Origin of the sequence: Hymenobacter sp. BT730 (genome assembly GCF_030542105.1) — a bacterium.
In the GTDB taxonomy this organism is placed as follows: domain Bacteria; phylum Bacteroidota; class Bacteroidia; order Cytophagales; family Hymenobacteraceae; genus Hymenobacter.
In genome coordinates this window covers 521,465-547,823 of record NZ_JAUOFB010000001.1, presented here as the reverse complement: position 1 = coordinate 547,823, position 26,359 = coordinate 521,465, and the positions used below count along the sequence as shown (strand labels likewise).

The 26,359-nt window shown below is 56.2% G+C and carries 22 protein-coding genes and 1 tRNA gene; 19 read left to right on the top strand and 4 right to left on the bottom strand.

Annotation, left to right across the window (positions count from 1 at the left end):
• The first annotated feature begins 130 nt into the window (after window positions 1–130).
• The 8 genes from Q4G72_RS02390 to Q4G72_RS02355 all read left to right on the top strand — a co-directional run bounded on the left by Q4G72_RS02390 (window position 131) and on the right by Q4G72_RS02355 (window position 11,632).
• A complete protein-coding gene (locus Q4G72_RS02390; RefSeq protein WP_303309836.1) occupies window positions 131–2,017 on the top strand; it encodes a pyruvate kinase in 1,887 nt (628 codons plus the stop codon).
• Between the two features lie 57 nt (window positions 2,018–2,074).
• Complete coding sequence (locus Q4G72_RS02385; RefSeq protein ID WP_303309835.1) at window positions 2,075–4,465, top strand: mechanosensitive ion channel domain-containing protein; 2,391 nt, start codon at window positions 2,075–2,077, stop codon at window positions 4,463–4,465.
• Window positions 4,466–4,621: 156 nt separating this feature from the next.
• Window positions 4,622–5,428, top strand: coding sequence for a hypothetical protein (locus Q4G72_RS02380; protein ID WP_303309834.1), 807 nt, complete (start codon window positions 4,622–4,624; stop codon window positions 5,426–5,428).
• Between the two features lie 250 nt (window positions 5,429–5,678).
• The gene (locus Q4G72_RS02375; protein ID WP_303309833.1) at window positions 5,679–6,053 is read left to right on the top strand and encodes a hypothetical protein; all 375 of its coding nucleotides are present in this window, start codon (window positions 5,679–5,681) and stop codon (window positions 6,051–6,053) included.
• A 116-nt stretch (window positions 6,054–6,169) separates the two neighbouring features.
• On the top strand, window positions 6,170–8,569 hold the full coding sequence (locus Q4G72_RS02370) for a TonB-dependent receptor (RefSeq protein WP_303309832.1): 2,400 nt from the start codon (window positions 6,170–6,172) through the stop codon (window positions 8,567–8,569).
• Between the two features lie 22 nt (window positions 8,570–8,591).
• Window positions 8,592–10,163, top strand: a complete 1,572-nt coding sequence (locus Q4G72_RS02365) for a PepSY domain-containing protein (protein ID WP_303309831.1) — start codon at window positions 8,592–8,594, stop codon at window positions 10,161–10,163.
• 477 nt (window positions 10,164–10,640) lie between these two features.
• On the top strand, window positions 10,641–11,237 hold the full coding sequence (locus tag Q4G72_RS02360; RefSeq protein WP_303309830.1) for a hypothetical protein: 597 nt from the start codon (window positions 10,641–10,643) through the stop codon (window positions 11,235–11,237).
• A gap of 62 nt (window positions 11,238–11,299) precedes the next feature.
• Entirely contained in the window at window positions 11,300–11,632 is a 333-nt protein-coding gene (locus Q4G72_RS02355) for a LytR/AlgR family response regulator transcription factor (protein ID WP_303309829.1), read from the top strand.
• A 95-nt stretch (window positions 11,633–11,727) separates the two neighbouring features.
• On the opposite strand, the gene Q4G72_RS02350 is transcribed toward Q4G72_RS02355, so the two are convergent.
• Window positions 11,728–11,800, bottom strand: a tRNA-Met gene (locus Q4G72_RS02350).
• A 214-nt stretch (window positions 11,801–12,014) separates the two neighbouring features.
• Here Q4G72_RS02350 and Q4G72_RS02345 point away from each other — a divergent pair.
• Window positions 12,015–13,190, top strand: a complete 1,176-nt coding sequence (locus Q4G72_RS02345) for an alpha/beta hydrolase (RefSeq protein WP_303309828.1) — start codon at window positions 12,015–12,017, stop codon at window positions 13,188–13,190.
• Between the two features lie 78 nt (window positions 13,191–13,268).
• Here Q4G72_RS02345 and Q4G72_RS02340 read toward each other — a convergent pair whose 3' ends face one another.
• Complete coding sequence (locus tag Q4G72_RS02340; RefSeq protein WP_303309827.1) at window positions 13,269–15,122, bottom strand: BamA/TamA family outer membrane protein; 1,854 nt, start codon at window positions 15,120–15,122, stop codon at window positions 13,269–13,271.
• A 154-nt stretch (window positions 15,123–15,276) separates the two neighbouring features.
• Here Q4G72_RS02340 and Q4G72_RS02335 point away from each other — a divergent pair, with 154 nt between their 5' ends.
• The 6 genes from Q4G72_RS02335 to Q4G72_RS02310 all read left to right on the top strand — a co-directional run bounded on the left by Q4G72_RS02335 (window position 15,277) and on the right by Q4G72_RS02310 (window position 19,971).
• Window positions 15,277–15,828, top strand: coding sequence for a hypothetical protein (locus tag Q4G72_RS02335; RefSeq protein WP_303309826.1), 552 nt, complete (start codon window positions 15,277–15,279; stop codon window positions 15,826–15,828).
• A 71-nt stretch (window positions 15,829–15,899) separates the two neighbouring features.
• Window positions 15,900–16,529, top strand: a complete 630-nt coding sequence (locus Q4G72_RS02330) for a class I SAM-dependent methyltransferase (RefSeq protein WP_303309825.1) — start codon at window positions 15,900–15,902, stop codon at window positions 16,527–16,529.
• 100 nt (window positions 16,530–16,629) lie between these two features.
• On the top strand, window positions 16,630–17,763 hold the full coding sequence (hemW, locus tag Q4G72_RS02325; RefSeq protein WP_303309824.1) for a radical SAM family heme chaperone HemW: 1,134 nt from the start codon (window positions 16,630–16,632) through the stop codon (window positions 17,761–17,763).
• Window positions 17,764–17,843: 80 nt separating this feature from the next.
• Entirely contained in the window at window positions 17,844–18,263 is a 420-nt protein-coding gene (locus tag Q4G72_RS02320) for a hypothetical protein (protein ID WP_303309823.1), read from the top strand.
• Window positions 18,264–18,273: 10 nt separating this feature from the next.
• Window positions 18,274–18,990, top strand: a complete 717-nt coding sequence (locus Q4G72_RS02315) for an alpha/beta fold hydrolase (protein WP_303309822.1) — start codon at window positions 18,274–18,276, stop codon at window positions 18,988–18,990.
• 201 nt (window positions 18,991–19,191) lie between these two features.
• Entirely contained in the window at window positions 19,192–19,971 is a 780-nt protein-coding gene (locus Q4G72_RS02310) for a cyclase family protein (RefSeq protein WP_303309821.1), read from the top strand.
• Window positions 19,972–20,234: 263 nt separating this feature from the next.
• Here the strand turns inward: Q4G72_RS02310 and rpmA are convergent, their stop codons facing one another.
• Both rpmA and rplU read right to left on the bottom strand, forming a co-directional pair.
• Window positions 20,235–20,546, bottom strand: a complete 312-nt coding sequence (rpmA, locus tag Q4G72_RS02305; RefSeq protein ID WP_303309820.1) for a 50S ribosomal protein L27 — start codon at window positions 20,544–20,546, stop codon at window positions 20,235–20,237.
• 110 nt (window positions 20,547–20,656) lie between these two features.
• Window positions 20,657–20,962 (bottom strand): 50S ribosomal protein L21, encoded by a 306-nt coding sequence (gene rplU / locus Q4G72_RS02300; protein ID WP_044510541.1) that lies wholly within the window; start codon window positions 20,960–20,962, stop codon window positions 20,657–20,659.
• 460 nt (window positions 20,963–21,422) lie between these two features.
• On the opposite strand from rplU, the gene Q4G72_RS02295 reads away from it, so the two are divergent.
• The 4 genes from Q4G72_RS02295 to Q4G72_RS02280 all read left to right on the top strand — a co-directional run bounded on the left by Q4G72_RS02295 (window position 21,423) and on the right by Q4G72_RS02280 (window position 26,325).
• The gene (locus Q4G72_RS02295) at window positions 21,423–22,385 is read left to right on the top strand and encodes a ribonucleoside-diphosphate reductase small subunit (protein ID WP_303309819.1); all 963 of its coding nucleotides are present in this window, start codon (window positions 21,423–21,425) and stop codon (window positions 22,383–22,385) included.
• Between the two features lie 430 nt (window positions 22,386–22,815).
• A complete protein-coding gene (locus Q4G72_RS02290; protein WP_303309818.1) occupies window positions 22,816–25,191 on the top strand; it encodes a ribonucleoside-diphosphate reductase subunit alpha in 2,376 nt (791 codons plus the stop codon).
• A 101-nt stretch (window positions 25,192–25,292) separates the two neighbouring features.
• Window positions 25,293–25,952: a hypothetical protein gene (locus Q4G72_RS02285; RefSeq protein WP_303309817.1), complete on the top strand. Its 660-nt coding sequence runs from the start codon at window positions 25,293–25,295 to the stop codon at window positions 25,950–25,952.
• Between the two features lie 163 nt (window positions 25,953–26,115).
• Entirely contained in the window at window positions 26,116–26,325 is a 210-nt protein-coding gene (locus Q4G72_RS02280) for a hypothetical protein (RefSeq protein ID WP_303309816.1), read from the top strand.
• Window positions 26,326–26,359: the final 34 nt, after the last annotated feature.

Below are 26,359 nucleotides of genomic sequence, written 5' to 3'. Positions count from 1 at the left end.
AGGAATCATAACTAAAAGCGCAATAGCCTTATAATTAATTTGCAAATTATAAGCAGTATAGTGCAGAATGCTCATGTAGCATAGCTACTACTTCCGGCCCCGGCTGTGGCGGCCGCAACTGCTGCTTGTTATGGTTGAACCAGGTAATTCGCTTTCGTTTGCTGCGCGGCATGCCTCTGAACTGACTGGCCTACTGGCTAAGCTCACGTCCCTGCGTCACGATATGCTACGGGCCAGTTCACAAGCAGCTGCCCGCTTACAGCAGGTGCATCCGGCTTTTCAGCAGGGCGCCCACAACCTGGTGCACTACCTGGCCCTCCGCCAGCGCGACTTACGCCCCTTGCAGCAGCAATTGGCCGCCCTCGGGCTGTCGTCGCTGGGGCGAGCCGAAGCGCATGCGTTGGCATCTGTGGATGCGGTGCTGGCCGTGCTGCATGAGTTAGTGTATCCTGTTGAACCTGCTCCCCTGCTCTTACTAGGTCAGGCCCCCAACTTTTACAACGGCTCCCGCCTGCTGGTTGAACACAGTCAAACTCTCCTGGGGCCTGCCCCGATAGAGCGCGACGTGCGCATTATGGTCACTATGCCGAGCACGGCCGCCACCGACTATTCCCTGGTATTGGAGCTGCTGCGGCAGGGTATGGATTGTATGCGTATCAACTGCGCCCATGATGATACTGCTGCCTGGCTGCAAATGATTCAGCACCTGCGCCGGGCGGAGCGCGCTTTAGGCCGATCCTGCCGAATCAGTATGGACTTGGCCGGCCCCAAACTGCGCACGATGGGGCTGGTGCCGGGGCCGGCGGTGTTGCAGGTGCAACCAGTGCGTGATGCCTACGGCCGGGTGCTGGCACCGGCTCGGCTGTGGCTAACCCGGCCTGAGCAGCCACAGCCGGTGCCGGTGGAGGCCGCCGCCAGCCTGGTCTTCCCTGCCGGCTGGCTGCAGGCATTGCACCCCGGCGACACCATTCCCTTTTGGGATGCACGCGGGGCCAGGCGCCAGTTGCTCATTCATAGCACCAGCGCAGAGGGCTGCTGGGCACACCTGCTTAAAACGGCATATTTCACCGCATATACCCGGTTTCTAAGTCCCTTTGGCCCGGCTACCATTCAGCGGCTACCGCACCTGGAGGCGTATCTGCTGCTTCGACCTGGTGATGTGCTCTTGCTCACGCAACGTCCTAGCTCGCCCGCTGAGATAGTCAGTGAAGCGGGTCCAAACAATCACGTGCCGGCGGTCATCAGCTGCACCTTACCCGAGGTATTGGACCATGTGCAGCCAGGGGAGCGAATTTGGTTTGATGATGGGAAAATCGGAGGAATAGTGGAGCAGGTAGAACCTGGTACGCTGCACGTGCGCATTACGCAGGCCCGGATGCAGGGCGAAAAGCTGCGCAACGATAAAAGCATCAACCTACCCGATAGCCAGCTGCCGCTGGCCGCGTTAACGGCCAAGGATGTGCAGGACCTCTCCTTTGTGGTACAGCATGCTGATATGGTGGCTCTCTCGTTTGTAAACCGGGTGGAAGATGTGGCCATGCTACAGCAACAGATAGCTAAGCTGGGGGGGCGGCAGCTGCCCATCATCCTGAAAATAGAAACCCGGCGGGGGTTTGATCATTTGCCGGCGCTACTGCTGAGTGCGATGCAGGCAGGCAGCTGCGGGGTAATGATTGCCCGGGGCGACCTGGCCGTAGAATGTGGTTTTGAGCGTTTAGCGGAAGTGCAGGAGGAAATCCTGTGGCTGTGCGAGGCAGCCCACGTACCGGTTATTTGGGCTACGCAGGTGCTGGAAAGCCTGGCCCGGGGCGGCATGCCCTCCCGCGCTGAAATTACGGATGCAGCCATGGGCGACCGGGCCGAATGCGTTATGCTTAATAAAGGGCCGCGCGTGGTAGAGGCAGTTCACATTCTGGATGACATTTTGCGGCGCATGCAGGCCCACCAGCGCAAGAAAAGCCCCATGCTGCGAAGCCTGCACGTAGCGCATGCCTTGCCGGAACTTGAGCGCGGCTAGGCAGGCAATTATACCGCTTAGGTCCATCCTGTGCAGTAGATCCGAGTATGCTTCGCCATGAATCAGCAATTCGCCCGCAAATTGTATCCTGACCTTCTAGTGAAGGGACGCTTCCTGGCGCCACAACGGTTGCCGGGGCTGTTTATGTTGCTTTGGCTTGCCATCTGGCAGCTATGCCCAATTCCTGCCCTGGCGCAGGATTCCATCCGGGCTAAGCCTTCTTCCTCGCGGGGAGTAGCTCCGGGAAATGAGCTGGATGCTGCGCAGCGGGTGGAACAGGCCTACCTCGTGTTGGGCCGCATCAGTGGCGGCGCCCGCCGCACAGATGCGATGGAGGATTTGGCCGAAGAACTACCCGATATAGAGGAAAATTTAAAAACCATCCGGCAAAACTTAACCAAGTACAGTAGCGTCATTAACCTCAAGCAGATGGGTCTGTTTCAGGTGTTGCTCACGGATATGCAGGCCCAGCTAAGCACCTGGCGCAGCCAGCTCGCCATGCAGGGGAAACGCCTGATACGCATGCAAGCGCAACTGGACTCCCTCACTCAGCATCCTATTCCAATACCGGCTGATACAACCACGGCGCTGGGCTCCAGTACCATCCGCCTGATGCATAAACAGCAGCGTGCCCGCCGGCTACTGGTCCGCAACCAGCGCACGGTAGCCCAGCTGCAAACCCGCGTTTCTGACGGCTATATTCAGGCCCTGGAGCTTCAGGATCAGGTGCGCGGACAGATGTGGCGCTTTACCCGTCGCACCGCGCAGGCAGCTAACGAGCCGCTGTGGGGAGTGTCGGCTCCCACTGTTGAGCGCCCAGCCGGGCAGCTGGTGCGCGAGTCTTACGCCAGTCAGCGCCACCTACTGGGCTACTACTTCCGGCAGAACTGGCACTTTGGAGTATGGATGCTGCTGTTGGGGGCGGGTTTCTTCACCTGGGTGTCCCGTAACTTTCATCATGTGAATCAGGCGGCCGGGGCCTTACCCCCCGAGAAGCAACCCTTCCGCTATCTGCAACCTGTGCCGGTAGCTGCTACGCTGGTAGTAGTATTCAGCGTGGCCCCCTTTTTTGACCTGAATCCGCCCGCCGCCTATACGGATTTGCTGGAGCTGCCGCTGGTGGTGTCGCTCAGTGTGCTTTTCTGGCGCAGCTGGCCGCGGCGGCAGTTCTGGTATTGGCTAAGCGTTGTAGGGCTGTTTTTTGGCCTCACCTTCACTTACGCCACCAATCAACCCGGCCTTGGCCTGCGCTGGGCCATGCTGCTGCTGAATCTGACGGCGGTAGGCGTAGGCATTGGGTTGGCGCGGGAACTGCGGCGGGGTCCTGGCCTGGCGCCATTTGTGCCCCCTGTCATTTGGTTGTTCGTGCTGCTGAATGCGCTGGCTGCGCTTGGCAACCTCACCGGGCACCTGAGCCTGGTCAAGCTCTTCAGCAGCAGTGGTATTCTGGGCCTCACACAAATCATTTCCCTGTCGGTCTTTGTACGGCTCCTCACCGAGGCTTTCCATTTACAGATACAGCGAAACCGGCAGGCCGGACGGCTCAACTTTCAGAAAATTGAGCAGGGGCTACGCACACTCCTCTCCGTTATTGTGTGCGGGCTGTGGCTGATGAACTTCACCTCCAACCTCAATCTGTACCGGCCCATTTACCGCTTCCTGGAGCATCTGCTGACCACACCGCATCACCTCGGCAGCATCAACTTCAGCCTGGCCAATATCGTCTTGTTTATCGCCATTATCTACCTTTCGCTACTGCTGCAACGCTACGTTGGCTACTTTTTTGGCGAGACAGACGACCAGTTCTCCACCATTCAGGAACAACGCCGCGGATCCTGGATGGTAGCCATCCGGCTGGTGCTGCTGGCCGTCGGCTTTCTGCTGGCAGTAATGGCCTCAGGCCTGCCGCTGGATAAAATCACCATTGTGGTGGGGGCCCTGGGTGTGGGTGTAGGCCTGGGTTTGCAAAATATTATCAACAACTTCGTTTCAGGCATCATCCTGATTTTCGAGCGCCCCTTCCAGGTCGGCGACTTTATTGAGGTGACCGGCAAAACGGGCCGTGTGAAGGATATTGGCATCCGCGCCAGCAAGCTGATTTCCCTGTCCGGGTCCGAAATCATTGTGCCCAATGGGGACTTGCTTTCCGGCCACGTCATCAACTGGACGCAGAGCAACAACCACATCCGCGTGGAGCTGGGCCTGAAGCTGGCCCCCGGCACTGACCTGGAAAAGGCGAAGCAGTTGATCAGAGAGGAAGTGATTCACCACCCCAGCACCCTGCACAAAATGCCGCCCGAAATTCTGCTCAGTGCGGTTCACGGGGAAGTTTATGATCTGAAGGTGCTGTTCTGGATCAATAACATCCGGCAGGAGCAGGTTTTGAAAAGCGAAATCCTGGCTGGTATTTACCGCCGCTTCACGCAGCAGGGTCTCCGATTGAACTAAGGTGCCTTAGCGGCAGAATGGATCAGCCCTGGCAGCAAAAAACAGCCGTTGCCAAAACTCGCGCGAAAGAAGGTATAGGCCGGTTTATTTGAGGCATTAACTCAAGCCAGATATTACGCGGAAGCTTCAAAACCAGAAAAACTTATCTTGTTTCAAATGAGGTACAGCGGTACGAAATGGGGATTATGGTTTCTCTCCGGCATCGTCTTACCGGGGCTGGGGTTCATCCTTTTGGTGTTGAATCCCGGGCTGCTCTATGCCCATAAGACGGCCACACCCCATTATACCATCTACCATACCCAAGCACTGGATGCCACTCTGATGCAGCGGTTGGAACAGGCGCGAGACATGGTCCAGCAGAGCCCCTGCTTTGATGACCGGTTACACCTGGAAGTGTGTCTCAACGATGGATCCTGGTATCCACGGTTGGTAGAGAAGCTCTGGGGTCCTGCCTTTGGCTGGGGCTTTGCCAATAAGGTCGTATTGAATGGTGAGGTAAATAGCGCCGCCAACTGGGTAGCCCTGCATGGTTATCATTGGAATTTGGTGCGGTTGCTCGCTCACGAAGCCACGCATTGTTATCAGGTGCACCAGCTCGGCTGGTGGCACTCCAATCCGCTGGCCCGCTACCCCTCCTGGAAATGGGAAGGTTACGCAGAATATGTGGCTCACCACACCCAGGGCCAGGCTACCTTGCTGCAAAGCCTGGAGCAGCTGCAACAAGCGGAAAGCATAACCCCGGGTGGGTGGGATATCCACTTAGCCGATGGCACCAGCATAGCCCGCTCCTATTTCAAGAGTGAGCTGCTAATCCGCTTTTGTCTGGAAATTCAAAAAAGAACCTATCAACAGGTTTTACAGGATACAACCGCTGAGGAAAGTATCTACCAGCACTTATTGCGCTGGGGGCAAGCGCAGCGGGTAACAATGGCGGCAAAGCATCCATACTTAGGAAGCTCGTGAGCAGGAAGGCAGCGCCTTTCATTTTTGCGGCGAGAATAAGACGCTGAAAGGGTGGATTAAACAGGAGTTCTGATGGAGGTGCAGATTGCAACCCGTAGAGTCGGCCCAAAACAAGGAATAATTTATAGTAAGCAACCCGGCGGCTCTGACAATCGAGTCTGTGAATGCCCAGCTCTAGCTTGGGAATAGCCTTACTAACCCCTTCCTTTACGGTATGGTCGCCGATTTGGCGGCTTATTTGGTCTGCTGCATGCGTCAGGTCGTTGCCCTTTTGCTTCTCTGTTCTCTCTCGGTGCACGGTGCCGGGCGGCTGGGCATTGTGGCTACCTGGTGGCTGCAGCGCGACTATGTGGCCCGGGTTTTGTGCGTGAACCGCAACAAGCCACAGATGCGCTGTAATGGAAAGTGCCACCTGGCCAAGCGACTGAAGGCTGCCGACGCAGCCCAGCCGCAGCCGATAGGTGGCAAACAAGCGTTTCACAAAATTACTCTCTACTGTCCAGACCTGGAGTTGCTGGCGCTGCCTGATCCTCTCGCTGCTTTTCATAGCCGCGTGCGCTATGCCATCCTGCCAGTTGGTAGCTATGTCTGGGACAAGCCAGGGCCCGACCACCCGCCTGCATAAGGGCAGATGACTACTCACTTTTCCTGAGTTTTGACAGGCCTATGTGGCCCGGCCCTGGCGCTTATCCGGTGCTGGGGCGGGCGTGGCCCTGCCTTCCATCTGCCATCTTTCTACTTGTGAAACATTTTCTCCTGCTCCCCCTGACGCTGCTCGTCAGCCAGGCGGCCCTGGCACAGCATACCTTTTCGGGTCGGGTGTATGATGCCACCACCAAAGAACCCCTGATTGGGGCCACGGTGCGCACCCCCGACAGTAAAACGGGTACCGTCACCAATCACTCGGGCTACTTTACCCTGCCCACGGATGCGCCCCAGCTGCTCATCTCGGCTGTGGGCTACCGTTCTGTCACGCTCACGCCTACTGCGGATAATCAGGTTCTGCGCGTGGCCCTGCAGCCCGCAGTGGAAGACCTACAGACGGTTGTGGTTACTGCCAGCCGGGAAGCACAGTTGCGCACAGAAGCGCCGGTGGCCATCTCCAAAATCTCGCCTACTGTCCTCCAGGACACCAAGGCTACCCTGCTCACGGAGCTGATTAATAAGGTTCCGGGCGTGGTCATGCTCAATTACGGCAACGAGCAGCACGCTATGGGCATCCGCCAGCCCTTCGGCACCAACGCCTACTTCCTCTATCTGGAAGATGGCCTCCCCCTGCGGCCTATGGGCGTATTCAACCACAATGCTCTGCTGGAAACCAACCCACTGGCCATCAACTCCATCGAGGTAGTGAAGGGACCTGCCTCTTCGCTCTATGGGCCGGAGGCCGTGGGCGGCGCCATCAACGTGCTGACCAAGCAGCCCACCAGTGTGCCGACCTTTAGCGTGGGCGTGCAGGGCGACCAGTATGGATATGGCCGCGCCCAGTTCGGTGGCGGGGGTATGGTGAATGCTAAACTCGGCGGTTTTCTCAGCGGTTACGTGGCCCGCCAGCGGAATTCCTGGCTGGCCAGCTCGGACTACGATAAGGTGAGCGTGAACGGCCGGGTGGAGTACGCCCTGTCGGAGAAAACCCGCCTGACGGGAGCCATATCCTACAACGACTACGACTCGCAAACCAGTAGCTCGGTAGACAGCGTGGCCTATTATCGCCGCGAGTACTCCTCCACCTCGGACTTCACCTACCGCAAGACCTACGCCCTACGAGCCCGTCTGGCGGCGGACTACCAGTGGAACGCACAAAATACTTCCTCCCTCACGGCTTACTTCCGCGACAACAGCGTGGGCCAGAACCCCAGCTACGGCATCCGCTGGAACCCGACTCCCTCACCTACCAATGACCCAACCAAAGCCCGAGGGGAAATCAACGTCAACGCCTTCAAGAGCTACGGGCTGCTGGCCCAGCACAGCGTAAAAATGGCGTGGCTCGACTCCCGTCTCATCAGTGGGGCCAGTTTTGACTACTCGCCCACCCGGTACGATGCCCACCAGATTGACCTGGCGGCTAAGTTGCGGGCCGATGGCCGCTCGGTAGAGCGGTACACCATCACCGCCGACCGCCCGGATCTGCCCATTGCCGACTACGACACCAATCTGCGCAACTCGGCTGTGTACGCGCAGCTGGATCTGCACCCCATTAACCGCCTGGCTGCATTGCAGCTTACATTGGGGGGACGCTTTGACCGCCTGGCCTTTGACTATCACAACTACCTGGACCAGTCTACCGGCTCGAAGGTGTACCAGCAGGCCACCCCCAAAATTGGGCTTACCTATGATTTGGGACACGGCCGGGGAGTGTACGCCAACTACTCACAGGGCTTCTCCCCGCCCGGGCTGACTTCTATTTTCCGTAAGAAGCCCAACACGCCCGCCGGTGCCCCGGCGGAGTTTTACTATAACCTGAAGCCCGCCCGCTTCTACAACCGCGAAGTGGGTGGCTGGGCCTCGCTGCTGGAGGGCAAAGTGTACCTGGATGTGGCGCTCTATCAGCTGGATGGCCGTAACGAGCTGCTCAACATCCGCCAGCCCGACAACTCGACTGACTACCAAAGTGCAGGTAAGACGTTGCACCGGGGCATTGAGTATGGCCTGACCTATAAGCCCACGGCAGAGCTTTTCTTTCGCTTCGGGAGCACCAACGCAGTGCATCGCTTTGAGGAGTTCGTACTCAGCACCCGGGCCACAGATGCAGTGAAGGATGTGAATGGCAAGCAGATGCCCCAGGCACCGCGCTGGGTAGCCAATACGGAATTGACCTATAAGCCCCAGTGGCTAAAAGGGCTGCGCGTGGCCGGCGAATACCAGCGCATCAGCTCCTGGTATCAGGATCAGATTAATCATGTAAAGTACGAAGATGAAGGTCTGTTCGGGGCCCGGGGTGTGAGCGTACTCAACCTGCGCACGGGATACAGCTGGCATGAGACGTTGGAAGTGTTTGTGAATGTGCTCAACGTCACGGATGAGCGCTACGCTACGGCCGCCACCCGCGGCAACAATAAGACAGACCGGGCCACCTACACCCCCGGCGCGCCCCGCACCTTTGCTACTGGCATTCAATACAACTTCACTGGCCAGCACTAGCAGCCCGTCCCCACGCTTTACCATGGAAATCACGACCTCCCGCACCCAGACGCCACCGGCTCAAGCAGGACCTGTCCGTCGTTTGGTGCTGCGCAACATGTACCGCTGGCACCGGCTGCTCGGCATTCTGACGGTCCTTCCGGTAATAGTCTGGACCCTGAGCGGACTCTCTCACCCGTTGATGAGCAATTGGCTGAGGCCGCAGATAGCCAATGAATCAATACCGTCTCTACCAGCTCTGCGCCCGGTGATATCGTTGCAGCAGCTCCTGCAGCAAAACCAGCTGGCGGGGCTACGCAACATGCGTCTGATGCGCTGGCAAGGCCAACCGGCCTACCAGCTGCTGGTGGATGCGCCTACAGCAGCGCCCCGCTATTTCAGTGCAGTAAGCGGAGCCGCTCTCCCCGGCGATGCGGACCGGCAATACGCTGAGCAGCTGGCGCGCTACTTCACCCAGGATTCCACAGCCCGCGTGGTAAGGGCCGAGCGCCTCACCCATTTCACCCAGGACTACCCATTTGTGAATCGGCTGCTCCCGGTGTGGAAGATTACTCTGGACCGGCCCGGGGTATCCACTGTGTACGTGGAGACGATGCCCGCCCGCCTGGCTACGTTCAACAATCCGACACGGGCAACCTTTCTGCGGGTCTTCAGCCTGCTGCACACGTGGTCGTGGCTGGAGCTGATTGCCAACAATACGGTGCGGGTAGTCGTGATGCTGGTGCTGCTGAGCATCATTATTGCCTCAGCCCTGAGTGGGCTGGTCATCTATGGCCTGTTGTGGAAGCGTTTCCGCCACCCTCGCAACCCAGCCGATACCGTTGGCTGGCTGCGCCGGTACCACCGAGGGGTAGGCCTGGCGGTGGCGCTGGTCACGCTGACCTTTGCGTTCAGTGGGGCGTGGCATGTCTTTATGAAGCTAGACCCGGATGAGCGCCTGCGCTTTCAACATGCGCCTTATATTCCACTTGCCCAGCTACGCACGGACCTTAACCAATTGCCACTAGACTGGCAACAACTTCAGAACGTTGGCTTGGTAGAGCTCAACGGGCAAGCATATTACCAGGTTTTCGCCCTGCCGGCGCAGGGCCCGTCGGCCAAATGGCGCGGCAAACCTGCCTCACGGGCAAGTACCGGACAGCCGGTGGAAGCAGTTCGCCCGCCCGAGGTCAGCTACTATAGCACCAGCAACGGGCTGCTGCTCCCCAACGGCACGAAGCAATACGCCAGCTTCCTGGCCAACACGTTCCTAATTGAAGCCGATGGCCAACCTGCCCAAACTATAGAGAAAACAGAGCTGGTGGACCACTTTGAAGGCGAGTACGGCTTCATTAACAAGCGCCTGCCCGTAGTGAAAGTCGCCTACCGTACCCCACACCAGACCACGCTGTACGTTGAGCCAGCCACCGGGCGCCTGGCTGCCCGCGTGGAGAATGCAGACCGCTACGAGGGGCTTTCCTTTGCCTTCCTGCATAAGTATCATGCGGTAGGGAGCTTAGGCAAAAACATTCGGGACGCCATTACCATGCTCTCAGCGGCGGGTGTGTTGGCCGTGTCGCTGCTGGGCTTGTGGTTGTGGGTGAAAGTGAAATAGGCTGAGGGCTTCCTCGCAAATCGGAATAAAGAGATACTTCACAGAAGCCTTAACACTTATCCGAATCTCTGATAAAGGAGTCGGCTTATTATTGGCTATATGACATCACGGCCATGCCCTAGCCCAGCTGCGCTGGGAAAGGCTCTGGGCGCAACTACTCTCTTTCTCCGCTTGAGTATCCCATTATAAAAGCAATAGCCTTTTTTATCCATCCGGCTACGTGAGTCTACTTCCAACCGATAAAATTGCACCAGAGCTTCCGGTTGACGAAAGCAGAAATAAAAATCTGCGTCCCGCCCACTCTTCATTTTTAAAGAGCATTATATAGATATTTTCATATCCTAAATATATATTGGAGCCGTTGCCACGCTTCCCGCTTTGCTGTCCTACCTGATATGATCCGGGCATCTTTTGCAAGGCAGCGCAACTATCCGCCACAAGCCAAAAATCAATAGCAGCACTTCTACTACTTCCCACATGACTGCTTTTAAGCACCTAGTTTTAGTGGCTTCTTTAGCCATGGCCCCTTTGAAGGAAGGGTTTGCGCAAGCAACCGAGAAAACCGAGAAAAAAGTATCTCACGCGCGCTTATTAGTCGGTGGCGCATTAGCACTAGGCGGTGACCGTGTCGCCGAAGTGTACTTTACCAATGGAAATACCCAATCGGTTAAAGCAGGGCAAGGTATTTCTGTTGCCCTAGGCGGGGAATTTCAGGTTCCTAAAGTTGAGAAGCTGCTCTTAAGAGCCACTGTGGGTTATAAGTACGTGACCACCGCGGCCGAGAATGCGCATATTCGCTTGACCCGGGTGCCCTTCCATTTCACAGCCAACTGGATGATAACGGACCGATTACTAATAGGAGCCGGATTAGCCATGCACCGCGGCATTCAATTTAAGGCCGATGGCATTGGGGAGGACATCACTTTTAAAGGAGCCAGTGGACCGACCTTCGAAATTGCGTACCGTGGGGTCGGGCTCCAGTACACGGCTATGCAGTACAAAGACCAGTATCACCAAACGTATTCGGCGAATTCAATTGGTCTCGCCTATACCGCTACCATCCCCGGTCGCTGAGCCAGAGAGGCCATCTGCACATTGACACTGAACCATTCCTATACTTCTGCCTAGACCGCAAAATGGTGAAGGTGGAATTGTGTGACATTCTATATGTAGAAGGCTTGAAGGACTATGTCAAAATTCATCTCACCACAGGGTCGGGACTGGTTGTCAAACAAACCATCAACGGCTTAGAAGAAAAGCCATCCGAAAGCAATTTCCTGCGCATTCACCGCTCCTTCATCGTGGCGCTAGATAAGGTTCAGGCCTATAACACACGGCACATTGAAGTACGCTCTCAAGAGTTGCCCATTGGCCGGCTGTTCCGCCAGCGGGTAGATGAGGCGCTTACTCAAGTGCGGCACTGCTCTGTTAACGAGAAGGTTATGAGATTTTCACCGCTTCGCAGTTAATTTTAAAGTGGAAGAGGTGTGGCCGAAGTTGCAGTATAAACTGCAGTATAAACAAATAAAAAAGGGCGCTTCCGTATTGGAAACGCCCTTTTAGGTAGCGGGGACTGGACTCGAACCAGTGACCTTTGGGTTATGAGCCCAACGAGCTACCAACTGCTCCACCCCGCACTGTTTGGTTCTGCAAATGTACGAGGGATTTTGGGATAAGTATGCTTCATGGCAAAAAATGCGCTATCTGACAGATTTCCGACTGATAATCAGACGCATTGTTTTATCGTTTCTCCAGTGCCATTTTTCAATATTCAAATTTCATACAACTGCTTCTTTGAAAATTTACGTAGGTCTTTTCTACTGTCATACTCTTATTCAACCATTACCCCCCATGAAGCAATACTTCTCCCTTATCCTTCGGACAAAACACTACCTGACTTCAGCCCTGCTAGTTGCCCTTGGCTTTTCATTTGGCTGCAGTACGGAAACCAAAACGGAGCAATCCACTACTACTGTAGCCACCGATACCACCAATATGGCTACTACCGCTGGGGATACTGCTATGGCCGGCACTCAAAAACCATTGAAGCCCACGGGCCCGCCACCGGCATGGGCACCTAACATGGGCCCAGAAATGCAGGTGGTAATCGATAAGCTAGCCAGCTTAAGCGGCCCTACTCCTCCGGAAAAGCTTACGCCCCAGGAAGTACGCAAGGCGCCTTCGCCCACCGATGCCGTGATGGCCGTCATGAAGGAGCATGGTATTCCGACGCCTCCCTCCCCGCTGGATACCGTGACGAAGGAAGTAGCCCCCGGAGTAAGAGCCCGTATTTATACGCCCCGGGGTGCCACCGGCCCGCTGCCCGTGGTGGTATATTACCACGGCGGCGGATGGGTTATTGCCAACCTCGATACCTATGACCCTTCCGTACGCGCCCTGGCTGAGAAAACCGGCGCCATATTCGTATCAGTAGCATACCGGCAGGCCCCGGAGCACAAGTTTCCTACAGCACATAACGACTCTTTTGCGGCGTACCAGTGGGTGCTGAAGAATGCTGCTTCCATCAACGGCGACCCTAAGCGCGTAGCGGTGGCCGGAGAAAGCGCCGGCGGCAACTTAGCGGCTAACGTCTGCATCATGGCCCGCGACAAAGGTATTGCCCAGCCCAAACACCAACTACTGGTGTACCCCATCGCCGGCTATGATATGAATACGCCCTCCTACCAGAAAAATGCCAGTGCCAAGCCGCTAAGCAAACCCTTCATGGCGTGGTTCTTCAAGCACTACCTGCGCACCCCCGCCGAGGGCAACAGCCCCATAATTTCGCTGGTGAAAGTTGCTAACCTAAAGGGCCTGGCCCCCGCCACGGTTATCGGAGCCGGCATCGACCCGCTGATGAGTGAAGGGAAAGCCTACGCCGATAAGCTGCAGGCTGCCGGTATTCCCGTGAAATACCAGAACTACGACAACGTAACCCACGAATTCTTTGGCATGGGTACCGTAGTACCCCAGGCCCGCGAAGCCCAGGACCTGGCCGCCAGTCAGCTGAAGGGCGCTCTGAAATAAAGCATGCTGAACTAATGCTGATTGTAGAAGCCGCTGTGGTATAACCTCAGCGGCTTTTTTGTGCGGCATCACCTACGCCTAAAACCTACTGGTAATGCCGAAGTGAATTTTAGAGGCGCCCAGCGCCAACGTCTGCCCCCGGGCCCGGCCCACGGAATACACAAACTGAAATACCCCGGCGCCGGTGCGGAAGCTCAAACCCGCGCCCAGGCCGGTGGGATTGTTGGTGCTTTGGGTACCCACTATATCCTGCCGCAGCATTCCCTGATCGGCAAACAGAAAAACGTAGGCATCCTGCCCGGTATACTGCCGGAATTCCACGGTACCCACGGCATATTGGTTGGCGTAGAAGTTCAGCTCATTGAAGCCCCGCAGAGTAGTCAGGCCGCCCAGCCGGAACAGGTCGTTGAGAAACAGGCGCTGGTTGAGCAGGGCCTCACCGCGCACCCGCGCCAGCACCACCCCATTGCGCCCCACCCGGAAGTACCGCTCCACGCGCAGCCCCAGCGTGGTTTGCGTGGAGCGCAGCGGCAGCCGCTGGTAAAGCGTATCATTCAGTTCGGCATTTTTGAAGATGCGCTTATTGCCGATGGCAGCCTGGGCAGTCACCAGCAGGCCTTGGCGAGGAAAATACAGGTCATCCAGCGTGTTCCAGGCATAGTCCAGACCGTAGGAGTTGTATTCGGTATCGATGTTCTGGGGCAGCGTGGTGCGCTGGCGAAAGGTGGAATCGGCTAGGAGGCGGGAGCCGCGCCGCTCGGTGAAAAAGGCAATGCGCCCGGCCTTGGCCATGGGATAGGTAACCTGCACGCGGGGCCGGATGGTCTGGAAGGCATCGTTCTGTCGGTACAGATTAAAGCTGCCGCTTACCTCCAGCGGCGTGCCGAAGAACCCCGGGTGCACATACTGCGCATCCAGCAGCTGCGAAAGGGCATCTACTTTGCGCCACTGCAGCCCCAACTGCTTGCCCCCTCCACGCAGGTTGCGCAGGTTAATCGTCACGTCGCCGGTCAGCTGCACGCGCTTTTGGGTGGGGCCGGGCGCAGGGTTGGGTAGTACGCCCACAATAGCATCAAACTGGTTGGCCGGACGGTCTTCCAGCAGTAGGTATACGCGGGCTTTACTCTGAGCAAAGCGCACTTCAGGCGCAGCCTTCACCCGCAGATAAGGCAGCTGTTTTAGCAGACGGGTGGCCGCCTCTACCCGCTGCTGGCTGTAGGGCTGGTTGGGAATGATTTGCAGATACCGCATCAGAAACTGCTTGCGGGTCTTGGTAGCCCCTACTATCTGCAACGAATCGAAGTACACCACCGGCCCGCGCTCCAATACTACCCGGCCCTCAATATCGCGGCCCGTGAGTTGCAAAGAATCGAGGCGCACGGTGGCGAAGGGGTAGCCCTGATTTTCAGCTTCTGATAGAATGCGCTGCTGCAGGCGTACCCAGTCGGTGGGCACGAAAGGCTTATTGGTGAAGAATCGCTCCCGGTAGCCGGCGCGGGTTAGCAGGGCGTCGCCGAGGTTGCCGTTGCGTAGCCGGACCCAGCGGAACGGCTCTCCTACGTACAGGCGCACCCGCACGGTATCCGGTTGCCATTGGAGCGTGTCGGCCGAGGCCGTGAGGTAGGCATCGTGCTGCAGGCTGAGCACCAGGGCCCGCACTTCGCGCAATACCGCTAAGGAATCGGGCAGTGTGCGGCGGTAGCGGTAGCGCCGCACTATGGGCAGGTCGGCGGCTTCGGTTTCCAGCACCAGCGTGCGCGGGTGGGCCCGCACTACCGGGCGGAGCCGGGTAGTGTCCGGAGTGGTGTTAGGAGGCAGCGGTGGACTTGCCAAGCCAGGAGTATTAGGCGAAACCTGCGCCCAAGCGCTGCTAGTTGAACTGCTTAGTAGCAGCCAGTAGCATCCCAGAAAAAGCAGTAAGCGCGCAGCCATGACGGCAAGTAAACGCAAAACCGGCGGTTTCGTGCCAGGAACAATAAGACAGCGACGGGAAATACTGAATCTGTGTCCAGACAGGCAGCCGATATGAGGACTAGACTATATTGCCACGTTTTGTTGCCATCCTATTCTTTCCCGATTACTAAAAATGTCCATCGACATCAACCCTATTGAAATTCCTGAAGTAAGATTTACCTCCACCGGCGAACTGCTCATTACCGCCTCGGCTACCTCTTCCAAACATGACTTTGATTTTTATGAAGGCCGGTGGAAGCTGCATAACCGCAAGTTGAAATCACGGTTAGCGAACTGTACTGAATGGGTAGAGTTTGAGTCGACGCAGGAGATGCATCGGGTTTTGCACGGCCTAGGGAACATCGACAACTACTTAGCTACGTTTGAAGGCGTGCCATTTGAAGGAATGTCGGTCAGACTTTTTAACCCCACAACCCGGCTCTGGAGCATCTACTGGGCCGATTCCAACGCCGGCAAACTAGACCCGCCCGTGGTTGGCTCCTTTGATCAGGACATTGCCCATTTCTTCACCAAGGACATTTTTGATGGCCAGGAAATTCTGGTCGTGTTCCGGTGGGATGCCCGGGACAAAGAAAACCCGGTATGGAGTCAGGCTTTTTCTGCCGATAACGGTCAATCCTGGGAGTGGAACTGGTATATGCACTTCAGCCGGATGAACGCCTAGCCCCGGCAGGCGGGTTTAGCTGGCAGCTCAGTAAGCGCCCATTTATATATCATCCTCAACGCCTCCACCTTATGGACCACAATGCCGCTGCCGTCGCCTTGTTCGATAAGCTGGCCAACCAGTACCAGGCCAAGTACATGCGGCAGGATCAGTATCATGCTTCCTTCGACGCTTTTTGCTGCCGCGTTGCCAAGCCCAACCCAGCCATTCTGGAAATTGCCTGTGGCCCCGGCAACATCACCCAGTACCTGTTAGCGCAACGCCCCGATTTCCGCCTTCTGGGTATCGACCTGGCCCCAAACATGCTGGCGCTGGCCCGGCAGAATAACCCCATAGCGGAATTTCAACTGCTGGACGGCCGGAATATCCGCCAGCTCGGCCAGCAGTACGATGCCATTATGTGCGGCTTTTTCCTGCCCTATCTTTCCAAAGAAGAGGCTATAAAGCTGATTCAAGATGCTGCCATGCTGTTAACTGAAGATGGAACGCTGTATATCAGCACAATGGAAGACGAATACAGCAAATCGGGCCTGCAGTATTCCAGTTCCGGCGAGCCTCTGTACATGTATTTTCATCAGGCTGATTATCTCTTGGCAGCCCTCACCGAAAACGGGTTTAGGAACATCGAAGTGCAGCGCCTGACTACGTCTGGCCAGAACGGTGCCGTCACCACGGACCTGTTGATTCTGGCCAGCAAATGAAGTGAGGCCGCTATTGCCCGCCGCACATTCTCCCCCACCCAAGCGTTATCTTTGTAGTCTGCAACGCTGCGCACGCTGCCTGGCCGCTGCGGACTTCTTCATGCCCGGACTCTACCTTCATATTCCCTTCTGCAAGCAGGCCTGCCACTACTGCGACTTCCATTTCAGCACCTCGCTAGCGCTGAAAAGCCGCCTGGTAGAAGCTATTGGCCAGGAGCTGGCTCTGCGCAAGGAATACCTGGGGCCCGCTGCCGTGCTCGATACTATCTATTTCGGTGGCGGCACACCTTCCTTACTCACGGCCGCTGAGCTGGATTTCATTCTGGAGGAAATTCATCGTCACTTTCGTGTAGCGGAAGGTGTCGAAATTACCCTGGAAGCCAACCCCGACGACCTCACAGCCGTGAAGGTGCGGGAGCTGGCCGCTTCCCCCATCAACCGGCTGAGCATCGGCCTGCAGAGCTTCCACGAGCCCCACCTGCGACTGATGAACCGGGCCCACTCGGCCGCCGAATCAGAAACGGCTGTACGACTGGCACAAGACGCGGGCTTCGAGAATATATCGGTGGATCTGATTTACGGCGTGCCTGCGCCCGACCATAGCATCTGGGAGCAGGACATGGCCCGGGCGTTTGCCCTGCAGGTGCCGCATCTTTCCTGCTATGCCCTCACTATTGAGCCCGGTACCGTGTTCGGGCATCAACTGAAAAAAGGCACGTTCAAAGCCCCGCCCGATGAGTTTGTGGCCCAGCAATTTGAGCTATTGCTCACGCAGATGCGCGCCCACGGCTACCAGCAGTACGAAATCAGCAACTTCTGCCAGCCCGGCCGCGAGTCGCGCCACAACTCCGCCTACTGGCGCGGCGTGCCGTACCTGGGCCTGGGTCCTAGTGCGCACTCCTTCAACGGCAGCAGCCGGCAGTACACCGTAGCCAACAACCCGCAGTACGTGGCCGCCGTGCTGGAGCGCCAGGAGGTGCCCGCCACCGTAGAAATCCTCTCCCCCACTGACCGCGCCAACGAGTACCTGATGACCAGCCTGCGCACCGCCCAGGGCTGCGACCTGCGCCACCTGCGCGAGCACTTGGGCATAGACCTGCTCAGTACCCACGCAACCTACCTGCAACAGCTCCAGGGCACCGGGCAAGCCACTATCCGCCAGGAGGTGCTGCAGCTCACGGACCAGGGCAAATTACTAGCCGACCAGATTACGCTGGAGCTGTTTCAGGAGTAAGCTGGCAGGGCAACCCACTGGCACTCAATCCCCGGAAAATTGGCCGTACGTTGCGTCCGGTTTTACCGTACATTGAGACAATGAACCGCCTGATTGATGCTCTCGTGGACGATGCCGACTTCTTTGTCGAGCACGTTCAGCTCACCGCCATTGTCTTCGACAACACCAACGACGTGACCCTGTGGGCCACCACGGTGTTTGATGATGACCTGCATTTTTTCCACCTCGGTCTGGAGTTTCAGGCCCTTGACGTAATTCTGCGCCTGGCTGGCCCCCGGGCGGAAGCCCTGCAGGAACAGGTAGCCGATGCGCTGGCCACCGTAACCGACTGGCCCTGCCTGCTGGAATACAACACCGAAGCGGTTCCGCCCGTGGTACTACCGGATGTGGCCCTGAAGCTCTCCTGCACCTACCCTGCCGATACGGATGAGGACGACGAGGATGCCGTGCCCCATAATATCTTTTACCTCGAAGACATCTACCTGCGCCTGGAATCATAAGGCTACCGCCATGATGTACCTTATTCCCGGGCTGGGCGCTGATGAGCGGGTTTTCCGTAACCTCCTGCCGCTCCTACGCGGCGAGGTGCGCGTGCTGCCCTGGCTCACGCCTAAAAAGGATGAAAGCCTGCCGCAATACGTGACCCGCATGGCCGAATTTGTGGACTCCACCCAGCCATGCCTGGTGGTGGGCGTGTCGTTTGGGGGCGTAGTGGCGTTGGAATTATGTCGGCTGCGCCCGCTGGCTGAGGCCATCCTGATTTCCAGCATCCCGGATGCCAGCTGCTTGCCGCCCTTGCTGCGCGCTATCCGGGCCTCTAAGGTCTATAAGCTGGTGCCACCGCAGTTACTGAAGCTGTTTCCCCGGGCCGGCCAATGGTATTTCGGGGTGCGCAATGGCGAAGAGTACCGCCTGTTCAAGGAAATTCTCCAGGATATGGAGCCCCACTACACCCGCTGGGCCATCGACCGGCTCCTGCACTGGGACAGTACCGATACGGGGCGATGCCTGCAGATTCTGGGTACCCGAGACCGGGTATTCCCTGCTGGCCCTGCGCCGGTAGATTATTTGGTTGAGGGCGGTGGCCACTTTATGGTTCTCAGTCACGCCCAGGAAATCAGCCTTATTTTAAACCGGCTGGCCGAGGCGCAAGCCACCGGCACCAACGCCGAAGCGCCAGTACCGGTGGCCACACCCAACTCATCAAAAGCTGAGAATCCAAAATAATTAAGCCCATCATGCAGCGCACAGCGCGGTATCTCAGGTGCTGACGTTGTTGGCCCCAGACCGTCCTAAAAAGAACGTGTCATGCTGAGCGCAGTCGAAGCATCTTGCTAGTGTGGTATACCTTGGCAACGAAGCGGGAGAGATGTTTCGGCAAGGTAAGCACGTCGTTCTATTACTTTGCAGCTTCCTACTCCCGCTCTTATGCTCGCCACCTACCCCTACCAGAACCGCACCTTCACTTTCAACCCGGCAACTCCGCTGGATATTTCCCTGCCGCTGGCGCCGGGCGAGAACCAGGTGAATTGCTTCTGGGCTGAGCCGGTGCAGTTCGACATCATACAAGTAGGCAGCTTTGTGGGCAGCGTGGCCGATGGCGGCAGCACCAACTACAAACGGGTGCACGTAACCCCCCACGGCAATGGCACCCACACTGAATGCTACGGTCATATCTCCCCTGATCCGACAGCAACCCTCAACCGTCACCTGCGCCGTTTCTTGTTCGTGGCTCGACTGGTATCAGTGCAACCCCGCCCCCAGCCCAACGGCGACGAGGTAGTCATGCTGGCTGATATGCTGCGCGAGCTGGAAACCGGCCCCGATGCCGCCATCCGCCCCGAAGCCCTGATTCTGCGCACGCTGCCCAACCACAAGTCCAAGCGCACCCGCCAGTACTCCGGCACCAACCCCACTTATCTGGAGCCTGCCTTGGCTCAGTACCTGGCTGAGCACCACATTGAGCACCTGCTGCTGGACCTGCCCAGCGTAGACCGGGAAGAAGATGCCGGACAACTGCTGGCCCACCACGCCTTCTGGCAGTACCCGCACGCCACCCGCCAGCAAGCCACCATCACCGAGCTCATCTTCGTGCCCGATGAAGTAGAAGACGGCCTGTACCTACTCAACCTGCAAATCACCAGCCTGGAGTTGGACGCCAGCCCCAGCAAGCCCGTCCTCTACGCTTTAGGCAGCACGTCAGCCTAAGCATACTCTAAGCCGCAATATTTTCTATCATTCTATAATTAGCTGTCATCCTGAGCCAGCGAAGGACCTTCTCACGCAAGCACAAGTCGTCGTTAAGCGAGTCGTTCAGCGGGGAAGAGGCCCTTCGCAAAGCTCAGGATGACACGTGTTTAGAGTTGCCGGCGACTATGAGAACGACAAATACGAATACCCAAATGACCGCAACGCAAAAAGGGACGGCCCTTGCGGACGGTCCCTTTCTGAAAAAGCGAAGCTTAAAAAGCTTACTTGTTGTCTTTAGCCGACTCCGTAGCCGAGGTGTGAACCTCAGCAGCGTCTACCCCTGCAGGTACTACCGATACGAATGAACGGTCTTTGCGGCCCTTGCGGAACTGCACGGTACCATCAATCATAGCGAACAGGGTGTGGTCCTTACCGATACCCACGTTCTGGCCGGGGTGGTGCTTGGTGCCACGCTGACGAACGATGATGTTGCCGGAAATGATGGCCTGGCCACCGAAGATTTTCACGCCCAGACGCTTGGAATGCGACTCGCGGCCGTTGTTGGAAGAGCCTACGCCTTTCTTATGTGCCATGGTATTTTAAGCTTTTAGCTAGCAGCATTGCGCCGTTAGCTGATGGTCTGAGGAAAGCCCAGCCGGGAAGAGAAAGCTACTGGCCAGCGGCCGTTAGCTTACCGCTTTCCTTAGCCGATGCTGTTGATCATTACTTTGGTGAACTGCTGACGGTGACCGTTCAGCTTCTTGTAGCCCTTACGGCGCTTTTTCTTGAACACCAAGACTTTGTCGCCCTTTACGTGCTCCAGAATAGTACCCGTTACGGCTACGTCCAGCAAGGGCGCGCCGATGGTCAGCGTACCGTTGTCATCGGTCAGCAGGGCTTTGCCCAACTCCACCTTGTCGCCGACGTTGCCGGCCAGTCGGTGAGCGTATACAAATTTATTGGCTTCGACCTTGGTCTGCTTGCCAGCTATGTTGACGATTGCGTACATCGGCGTCTTCGCGGTTTCTGAAAAATGGAAGGCAAAAGTAGAAGTACAAATCCACAATTCCAAACCTAACTCGTTAATCATCATTATCCCAACCCTGCTTTGTCCCCTCAGTCCCTCTTATGAGGCTCCCGCATAGAGTACGCGAATAACATTTTTGTGGATAATTATGATTGTCCACACACCATTTGTGGATAACTTTTGTAAAATCCCTGCTTTTTGGTATTTCTCGGGGGATTTTCCAGCTTTTGCCGTTGTGGACAACATCCAGGGCATACACAAAAATTAACAGAGAAAAAACGTATTTGAGAGGCGCGGCTCCCGAAACTGCGGTTTATATTTGGTGCTCCGGGGTTGGCAGCTGCCCGCCAGATAGTCCAAACATTCCGGTTATCACGGAGTTGAAAACCACAACTTCACCGGCTGCCCCGGCCTCATTTCGCTACTCAAACCCTTGCCTGCTATGGAACCTTTGCTCGTCGAGAATCCCAACCGCTTTGTTCTGTTCCCCATTCAGCACGATACGGTGTGGCAGATGTACAAGAAAGCCGAAGCCTCCTTCTGGACAGCTGAGGAAATCGACCTGAGCCAGGACCAGAAGGATTGGGAAGCCCTCAACGATGGGGAGCGGCACTTCATCTGCCACGTGCTGGCTTTCTTCGCCGCCTCCGATGGCATTGTGAATGAAAACCTGGCCGTAAACTTCATGCAGGAAGTGCAGATGCCTGAGGCGCGCTGCTTCTACGGCTTCCAGATCATGATGGAAAACATCCACTCGGAAACCTATTCCCTGCTGATTGACACCTACATCAAAGACTCCAAGGAAAAGGACCGCCTCTTCAACGCGCTGGAAACCGTGCCCTGCGTGAAGAAGAAAGGCGAGTGGGCCCTGAAGTGGATTAATTCCGAAGACTTTGCCGAGCGCATCATTGCCTTCGCGGCCGTGGAAGGCATTTTCTTCTCGGGCTCGTTCTGCTCTATTTTCTGGCTGAAGAAGCGCGGCCTCATGCCGGGCCTTACCTTCAGCAACGAGCTGATCAGCCGCGACGAGGGCCTGCACTGCGACTTCGCCTGCCTGCTCTACGAGAAATACCTGGTGAACAAGCTGCCCGAGGCCCGCGTGCACGCCATCATCCGCGACGCCGTGCAGATTGAGCAGGAGTTCGTGACCGATGCCTTGCCTGTGAACCTGATTGGCATGAACGCCAAGGCCATGTCCCAGTACATTGAGTTTGTGGCCGACCGCCTGCTGCAAAGCCTGGGTTACAGCAAAATCTACAACGCCACCAACCCCTTCGACTTCATGGAAATGATTTCGCTGCAGGGCAAAACCAACTTCTTCGAGAAGCGCGTGGCTGAGTACCAGAAAGCCGGCGTAATGAGCGAGCGTACCGAAAACGCTTTTTCGCTGGACGAGGATTTTTAAGCCATCAGACTCAGCAAGCACAAAAAGCCCCGCGACACATCTGCCGCGGGGCTTTTTCATATTCAGCTAATGCTAGAAAACTAGAAACTAGTTCCCCTCCTCAGCTGAGGAGGGGAACTAGTTTCTAGCTGCTAGTTCTCTACTCCTAGCCTAGCAGGTTGTACCAAATTCCCCACTCCCGCGCAACCTGAATTTCTTCTCTACTTCCCCCGCAACATAGCCCTGCGCTGATATAAAAAACTGCTGAATTGCACTGATTTAAGGCAATGTGGAAAACTTCTGAAAAGAAGGTTTGTCCTGCCCGTGGAAGACAGATAACTTCCGGAATCAATCTGCTCCGTGAGCGGCGGATTGCGCCTCTTGTTAGCATCTTCGGCTGGCTCTGCCCAGAGCAGCCCCATCCTATCCAACTTCATAACCTGCTACGTCTATGCTGGTACTCAAACGCGACGGTCGCCGCGAATCCGTGAAATTCGACAAAGTCACGGCACGCATTGAAAAGCTCTGTTACGGGCTCAACATGATGTTCGTATCACCGGTAGAGGTGGCCAAGAAGGTCATTGATGGGATTTACGACGGCGTAACCACCGTAGAGCTGGACAACCTGGCCGCGGAAACTGCCGCCTCGCTCACCACCAAGCACCCCGACTACGCTATTCTGGCGGCACGCATTGCCGTGAGCAACCTGCACAAGGTTACCTCTAAGTCGTTCAGCAGCACCATGAAGCGGCTGTACACCTACGAGGACCCCAAAACCGGCGAAAACGCTTCCCTCATTGCCAAAGACGTGTGGGAGGTAATTCACAAGCACGCCGCTACCCTGGACTCGGCCATCATCTATGACCGGGACTACAGCTACGACTACTTTGGCTTTAAAACCCTCGAGCGGAGCTACCTGCTGCGCGTAGACGGCAAAGTGGTAGAGCGGCCCCAGCACATGCTCATGCGTGTCGCCATTGGCATCCATAAGGACGATTTGGAGTCGGCAATTGAGACCTACAACCTCATGAGCGAGCGGTGGTTCACGCACGCCACGCCCACGCTGTTCAACGCCGGCTCGCCCAAGCCCCAGCTCAGCTCCTGCTTCCTGCTCACGATGAAGGACGACTCCATCACGGGCATCTACGACACGCTGAAAAACTGTGCCCAGATTTCGCAGAGCGCCGGCGGCATTGGCCTGAGCATTCACAACGTGCGCGCCACCGGTTCCTACATCAAAGGCACCAACGGCACCTCAAACGGCATCATCCCGATGCTGAAAGTGTTTAATGACACGGCCCGCTACGTAGACCAGGGCGGCGGTAAGCGCAAAGGCGCCTTCGCCATTTACATTGAGCCCTGGCACGCCGATATCTTCGACTTCCTGGATCTGAAAAAGAACCACGGCAAGGAGGAAAACCGCGCCCGCGACCTGTTCTACGCCCTCTGGACACCCGACCTGTTCATGAAGCGCGTGGAAGCCAACGCCGACTGGACGCTGATGTGCCCCAATGAGTGCCCCGGCCTGGGCGACACCTGGGGTAAGGACTTCGAGCGCCTCTACGAAAAGTATGAGCGGGAAGGCCGCGGCCGCAAAACCATTAAGGCGCAGGAGCTGTGGTTCTCTATTCTGGAAAGCCAGCAGGAGACCGGCACGCCCTACATGCTGTTCAAGGACGCCGCCAACAGCAAGAGCAACCAGCAGAACCTCGGCACCATTAAGTCCTCGAACCTGTGCACCGAGATTATGGAGTACACCGACGAGAACGAAATTGCGGTGTGCAACCTGGCCTCCCTGGCGCTGCCGCGCTACCTCAAAGAAGAAAACGGCACCGTGGTGTTCGACCACGACAAGCTGTACGAGGTAACCTACCACGCCACCAAAAACCTGAACAAGGTTATTGATATCAACTACTACCCCGTGGTAGAAGCTGAGCGCAGCAACCGCCGCCACCGCCCCATCGGGCTGGGTGTGCAGGGGCTGGCCGATACGTTCATTGCCCTGCGCATGCCCTTCGAGAGCGACGAGGCCAGCGGACTGAACAAGGACATCTTCGAAACCATCTACTTCGCGGCCATGACGGCCTCCAAGGACCTGGCCATGAAGGACGGCGCCTACGAAACCTTCCAGGGCTCACCCCTGAGCCAGGGCAAGTTCCAGTTTGACCTGTGGGGCGTAACGCCTGAGTCGGGCCGTTGGGACTGGGATACCCTGCGCCAGCAGGTAATGGAGCACGGCGTGCGCAACTCCCTGTTGGTAGCGCCTATGCCCACGGCTTCTACCGCCCAGATTCTGGGTAATAACGAGTCGTTTGAGCCGTATACCTCCAACATTTACGTGCGCCGTGTGCTGAGCGGCGAGTTTATGGTGGTGAACAAGCACCTGCTGAAGGACCTGGTGAAGCTGGGCATCTGGAACGACCAGATGAAGACGGCCATCATTGCGGCCAATGGCTCGGTGCAGGACATCCCCAACATTCCGCAGCACATCAAGGACCTGTACAAAACGGTGTGGGAGATTTCGCAGCGCCGCATTATTGATATGTCCGCTGACCGGGGCGCCTACATCTGCCAGAGCCAGAGCCTGAACCTGCACGTGCAGAACGTGAACTTCGGCAAGCTCACCAGCATGCACTTCCACAGCTGGAAGAAGGGCCTGAAAACCGGCATGTACTACCTGCGCACCAAAGCCGCCGCCGATGCCATCAAGTTCACGGTGCAGAAGCAAGCCGCCGAAACCCTGGAGCCCATGAACGTAGCCGACCAGGCCGCCGCCATGGCCTGCTCCCTGGATAATCCGGACGCCTGCGAGGCGTGTGGCTCGTAGAGGATATTGGATTTAAGTAGTTAAAACGCCACCGTGTCTTACTGGACGGTGGCGTTTTAACTTTAACTATTATTCAAATTTCAACTATTCTGTTTTATAATATGAACGATAGTATTCTTTCTAAGGGACTTGACGAACTACGACGTGCTGACGCAGGTATCCTAAATGCTGCCAAAAAAATGGTCGAGGGGCAAGAATTATTTCCATTAGATATTCTAGCTAATGCAGTACTCAACCGTTCGTTAGCACTTATAAACGGTTTTATTGTGCTAGCAGAGGCTGATAATTATTTAGGAGCAATACACCTCATTCGACTCCATTTAGACAGCTTTTTGCGTTTTGCGGCTGCATGGCAGGTAGATCAACCACATGATTTTGCCTTTAAAGTCTTGAATGGCGAACCTATCCGAAAATTAAAAGACCGGACTGGAGCTAAAATGACCGATGCTTATTTAGTAAGCATATTCTCCAAAGATTATCCTTGGATCAAAAGCGTTTATGAAACAACTTCAGGTTATATACATTTAAGTGACCGACACATTTTTGCTTCAACAAAAATAGAGTCCGAACAAAGGTTAATGCACTTCTCTATTGCTAGAAAAGACCGTTTTTTGTCAATTGACTTAAAGGTTGATGCTATTAACGGTATGCTTGCAATAACGAACTGCATAAGTCAATACGTCCATGGTTGGGCTTGGACAAAGGCCAGCCCGGATAAGCTTGATGATCTGAAGAAGCTCACAATAGGTGAAAACTTATAGCATGTCACAAGGAGCTTAAGCTTTGAATTATATGCTTCTCCGCTATTTCTGTTGCTTGGTGCTACCACTATTCAGCCTATCCAATTCCCAAGCACAGGCCCTAAAGCACAGCAAAACAGCAACTCCTCAAGCCTTACTTCAAGGCACTTGGGCGACTAGCAAAGTGGCAAATGCGGAGTTCCGGGTAGATGGCAACCGCTTGACCTATGTGGAGTTTCTGGATCAGCATCTGCGCTATACCATTACGCCTACTAAACTGACCATCTTTAATGGGAATAGCCCCTACACTTGCCGCATTAAGAAGCTGACATCAGATAGTCTTGTGTATGAGACGCCGTATGGGTTTGTAGTGCGGTTGTATAAGCGGAAATAGAAGTACCCTTGCAGGGCTAACGCCTGTGAATCGA